Origin of the sequence: Phenylobacterium sp., assembly GCF_031425575.1 — a bacterium.
Classification (GTDB): domain Bacteria; phylum Pseudomonadota; class Alphaproteobacteria; order Caulobacterales; family Caulobacteraceae; genus Phenylobacterium.
Genome location: NZ_JANPJP010000284.1, coordinates 1 through 3,767, shown reverse-complemented (window position 1 = coordinate 3,767; position 3,767 = coordinate 1). Strand labels below are relative to the sequence as shown.

8 protein-coding genes are annotated in these 3,767 nt (G+C 70.9%); 5 read left to right on the top strand and 3 right to left on the bottom strand.

Going from position 1 to position 3,767, the window contains the following annotated elements; all coding sequences use genetic code 11:
• Positions 1 to 610, bottom strand: a 610-nt coding sequence (locus tag RMO97_RS15940; protein WP_310542016.1) for a DMT family transporter, incomplete at its 3' end; no start/stop codon positions are given.
• A 90-nt stretch (positions 611 to 700) separates the two neighbouring features.
• Between RMO97_RS15940 and RMO97_RS15935 the strand changes: the two genes are divergently transcribed.
• Genes RMO97_RS15935 through RMO97_RS15915 form a run of 5 tightly spaced genes read left to right on the top strand, consistent with a single transcriptional unit; the run spans position 701 to position 2,808 of the window.
• A complete protein-coding gene (locus RMO97_RS15935) occupies positions 701 to 883 on the top strand; it encodes a DUF3606 domain-containing protein (protein WP_304783446.1) in 183 nt (60 codons plus the stop codon).
• A 4-nt stretch (positions 884 to 887) separates the two neighbouring features.
• Positions 888 to 1,376 (top strand): hypothetical protein, encoded by a 489-nt coding sequence (locus RMO97_RS15930; RefSeq protein ID WP_310542015.1) that lies wholly within the window; start codon positions 888 to 890, stop codon positions 1,374 to 1,376.
• Between the two features lie 3 nt (positions 1,377 to 1,379).
• Positions 1,380 to 1,829, top strand: coding sequence for an SRPBCC domain-containing protein (locus RMO97_RS15925; protein WP_310542014.1), 450 nt, complete (start codon positions 1,380 to 1,382; stop codon positions 1,827 to 1,829).
• On the top strand, positions 1,823 to 2,041 hold the full coding sequence (locus tag RMO97_RS15920; protein WP_310542013.1) for a hypothetical protein: 219 nt from the start codon (positions 1,823 to 1,825) through the stop codon (positions 2,039 to 2,041). Before RMO97_RS15925 ends, RMO97_RS15920 begins: the two co-directional genes overlap by 7 nt.
• Positions 2,038 to 2,808, top strand: a complete 771-nt coding sequence (locus RMO97_RS15915) for a sulfite exporter TauE/SafE family protein (protein WP_310542012.1) — start codon at positions 2,038 to 2,040, stop codon at positions 2,806 to 2,808. The genes RMO97_RS15920 and RMO97_RS15915 overlap by 4 nt, the downstream gene beginning before the upstream one ends.
• On the opposite strand, the gene rsmA is transcribed toward RMO97_RS15915, so the two are convergent.
• Positions 2,805 to 3,620, bottom strand: a complete 816-nt coding sequence (rsmA, locus tag RMO97_RS15910) for a 16S rRNA (adenine(1518)-N(6)/adenine(1519)-N(6))-dimethyltransferase RsmA (RefSeq protein ID WP_310542011.1) — start codon at positions 3,618 to 3,620, stop codon at positions 2,805 to 2,807. The genes RMO97_RS15915 and rsmA overlap by 4 nt on opposite strands.
• Positions 3,621 to 3,767 (bottom strand): 4-hydroxythreonine-4-phosphate dehydrogenase PdxA (locus RMO97_RS15905; protein WP_310542017.1); only part of this gene is annotated, 147 nt, incomplete at its 5' end.

Genomic DNA, 3,767 nt, shown 5'->3' with positions numbered 1-3,767 from the left:
CCAGGGCCAGGCTCAGGTTCACGGCGCCGGCCACGAGGCCCTTGATCAGGGCGATCTGGACCGGGTCGGCGGCGCTGAGCTTGCGGGTCAGGTTGTTGTCGATCCCCCAGGCCAGGCAGGCGCCGGCGATGGCCAGGGCGCCGAGGCCAAGGCCGGTGGGGCCGCCCTGCCAGGAGAGCACGACGGCTCCGGCCAGGATGGCGGCGGCGCCCAGCAGCAGGCGGCGGTCGACATTTTCGCGGAACACGATCCAGGCGATGGCCATGGTGGCCAGGCCCTCGAGGTTCAGCAGCAGGGCCGAGGTGGAGGCCGCGGTCGTCGCCAGGCCCAGCATCAGCAGCAGGGGGCCGATGATCCCGCCGCTGAGCACCACGAGACCCAGCCACGGCAGGTCGGCGCGGCGCAGGGGCGCCTCGGCGGCCGGCACCCCCAGGGCGCCCCTCGCCAGGTGGACCAGGGTAAGCCCCAGCCCCGAGCCCAGATAGAGCAGGCCGGCCAGCAGCCAGGGACTGACCCCGCCCCCCAGCAGAAGCTTGGCGAAGGGGGTGCTGGCGCCGAACAGGGCGGCCGAGGCGATGGCGAGCAGGACGCCGGGTCGGTGGGTGAACATGGGGGGAGCTTAGGGGGTGGCGAGAGGAGGAGATAGGCTTGCTCAATCGCGGCTGCGGTGACACTTCAGGACTTTGCAAGGAGCGCCCAGATGGCCGAACCCAAGGGCAAGCGGGATTTCAGGGATTCGCCGCGGCTGGATCCCAAGGAGCGGCACCAGGTGGAATACTGGGCCAAGCGCTGGGGCGTGACCCATGACCAGATCATCAGCGCCTATCGCAAGGTCGGCATGATGGTGAAGGACATCGCTGTCGAGCTGGGCAAGAAGCGCTGAGGCCATGCGCTACCTGTTGACGCCGGAGGACGTGGCGGTGGGCCGCAGGCTGGCGGCGCGCGAGGTGTCGCGGCGGCTGTGGTTCTGGCCCGGGATGACGGGGGCGGCGGTGCTGGGGGTCGCGGGCTTTGGTGCGCTGGGCGACGGAGCGGCGCTGGGGATCACGGGCGCGGTGCTGGGCGGGGCGGGGTTCTGGCTGGCCTGTCTGGCGGCCCAGGCCTGGTGGCTGGGACGGCCTGGTGCGCCTGAACGTGAGGTGAGCCTGGAGGTGGGGCCGCAGGGCTTGCGGCTCGGCGACGGCGACCTGGTGAGCTGGGCCCGGGTGGCGATGATCCGCGAGGCGCCGGGGCAGGTGGTGCTGGTCCTGGACCGCGGGGACCCGGTGGTGGTGCCGAAGTCCGCGATCGGGGGCGCGGGCGCCGTCACCAAGTTCCTGGAGGCGTGCAATCAGTGGGGCAGGCGCGCCCATGGGCTGGGCGGCGAGGGGGGTTAAGCGATGCACCAGATCAGGACCCAGGCGGTCATCGCGGCCCCGCCCCAGGCGGTGTGGGCGGTGCTGGCCGACTTCGCCAGCTACCGCGCGTGGAACCCGCTGAACCTGGAGGCGCATGGGCAGGCGGTGTTGGGGGCCAAGATCCCCATGGTGTTCCGCAACCTGGCCTCGGCCAAGCCCGGGGCGAAAATTTCCCAGACCGTGACCCTTGTGGCCTGTGAGCCGGGCAAGGCCCTGGCCTGGGCCGGCCATGTGCCGCTCCTGTTCCGGGGGCGGCATCACTTCACCCTGGAAGCCGTGCCGGCCGGGACGCGGGTGCTGCACGGGGAAGACCTGGCGGGGCTGATCCCGCTGACCTTTTCCCAGGCGCAGATCGCGCGGGATTTCAGGCCGGCCTATGAGGCGGTGAACGTGGCCTTGGCGGCGCGGGTGGCGGCGCTCGCGGCATGCTGAGCATCAAGACCATGGTGGACCTGGCCATCGACGAGGACCCGCGCAGCCCCTGCCTGTGGGCGCCCAGCGAGCACTGGGAGGACTTCTGTGAGGCCATCGGCCAGAAGCCCAATCTGATCGGGGCGGTGATCTACCGCGGGAAGACCATCCGCGACGGGGGTCCCGACACCGACATCATGACCGGGTCCGACGTGACGGGCCACAGGCGTTGATCACCGACCCTTGGTTCTACGCCCTGGCCGTGCCGGCGGTGATCCTGCTGGGGCTGGCCAAGGGCGGGTTTTCCGGCATCGGGGTGATCGCGGTGCCGCTGATGGCGCTGGCGGTGTCGCCGGTGCTGGCGGCCTCCATCACCCTGCCGATCCTGATCGTGCAGGACGTCGTCAGCGTGTGGGCGTTCCGCAAGACCTGGGACCGGGGAATCTTGCTGCTGATGCTGCCTAGCGCGGCGGTGGGGATCTTCGCCGGGTTCGCCCTGGCGGCCTTCGTCAGGCCAGGCGCGGTGGAGCTGGCGGTCGGGGTGATCTCGGTGCTGTTTTCCGTACAGCGGCTGTGGCTGGAGCGCAGGGGCGCGCCCGTGCGGGCGGCGGCGCCTGAGGGCGTGCCGTGGCGGGGCGTGCTGGCGGGGGTCGCGGCGGGGTTCACCAGCCAGATCAGCCACGCCGGCGGGCCGCCGTTCCAGATCTATGTCCTGCCCAAGCAGTTGCCCCGCGACGTGTTCATCGGCACCAGCGCTATCTTCTTCGCGGTGGTGAACTGGATCAAGGTCCCGGCCTATCTGGCGCTGGGCCAGGTGACGACGGAGAGCCTGTCGACCGCGGCGGCCCTGCTGCCGCTGGCCATCGCCTCGACCTGGGCCGGGGTGTGGCTGGTGCGGCGGGTGCCGGGGCAGGCCTTCTACAAGGTGATCTACAGCCTGCTGGTGGTGGTGGGGGGCAAGCTGGCCTGGGATGGCGCGGCGTTGCTCATGGCCCGCTAACGCGCGCGGGCCAACTTCAGGAATTCTTCCACATCCAGGGTCTCGGCTCGGCGTGACGGGTCGAGACCGGCCTTCTCACAGATTGCCTCGCCCCCCAGCTGCTTGAGGCTGGAGCGGAGCATCTTGCGTCGTTGGCCGAAGGCGGCGGCGGTGAGGGTCTGCAAGCTATCCAGCAGGGCCTGGTCCAGCCGCTGGGGGTGGGGGACCAGGTGGACCACGGCCGAGGTCACCTTGGGGGGCGGGGTGAAGGCGCGCGGTGAGACCTCCATCACCAGACGCGCATCCGCCGTGGCCTGGGCGATGACGGCCAGGCGGCCATAAGCGTCGGAGCCCGGCGCGGCGACGATGCGCTCGGCCACTTCCTTCTGGAACATCAGGGTGAGAGACGTGGGCCGGAAGGGGCCCGTCAGCCACTTGATGAGCAGGGGGGTGCCGACATTATAGGGCAGGTTGGAGACGATGGCCGTGGGCCGTCCGGCGGCGAGCGCGGTCTCGTCGGCGGTCAGCGCGTCGTCCAGATGGACGGTGAGGGCGCCGCCCGCCGCCTCGCTGAGTTCGGCCAGCAGGGGCAAGAAGCGGGGGTCTTTCTCCACCGCGGTCACCTGGGCGCCGGTCTCCAGCAGGGCCCGCGTCAGGCCGCCAGGGCCGGGGCCGACCTCGATGACGTGGTCGGCCTCGCCGACGCCAGCGAGGCGGGCGATCTTGCGGGTGATGTTGAGGTCAAACAGGAAGTGCTGGCCGAAGCTCTTCTTGGCCATCAGGCCATGGGAGTCGAGGACGTCGCGCAGGGGTGGAAGGTGTTCGAGGTCCATCTAGGCGGCGCGGCGGGTGGCGATCTCGTCGGCCATGCGGATGGCGGCGACCAGGCTGTCGGCGCGGGCCAGGCCCCGTCCGGCGATGTCGAAGGCGGTGCCATGGTCGGGGGAGGTGCGGACGATGGGCAGGCCGAGCGTCACATT

What these genes read in the sequence shown, in the direction of transcription:
- RMO97_RS15935 (WP_304783446.1), top strand. Translation starts at nt 701, where the DNA reads ATGGCCGAACCCAAGGGCAAGCGGGATTTCAGGGATTCGCCGCGGCTG.
- RMO97_RS15930 (WP_310542015.1), top strand. Translation starts at nt 888, where the DNA reads ATGCGCTACCTGTTGACGCCGGAGGACGTGGCGGTGGGCCGCAGGCTG.
- RMO97_RS15925 (WP_310542014.1), top strand. Translation starts at nt 1,380, where the DNA reads ATGCACCAGATCAGGACCCAGGCGGTCATCGCGGCCCCGCCCCAGGCG.
- RMO97_RS15920 (WP_310542013.1), top strand. Translation starts at nt 1,823, where the DNA reads ATGCTGAGCATCAAGACCATGGTGGACCTGGCCATCGACGAGGACCCG.
- rsmA (WP_310542011.1), bottom strand. Translation starts at nt 3,620, where the DNA reads ATGGACCTCGAACACCTTCCACCCCTGCGCGACGTCCTCGACTCCCAT.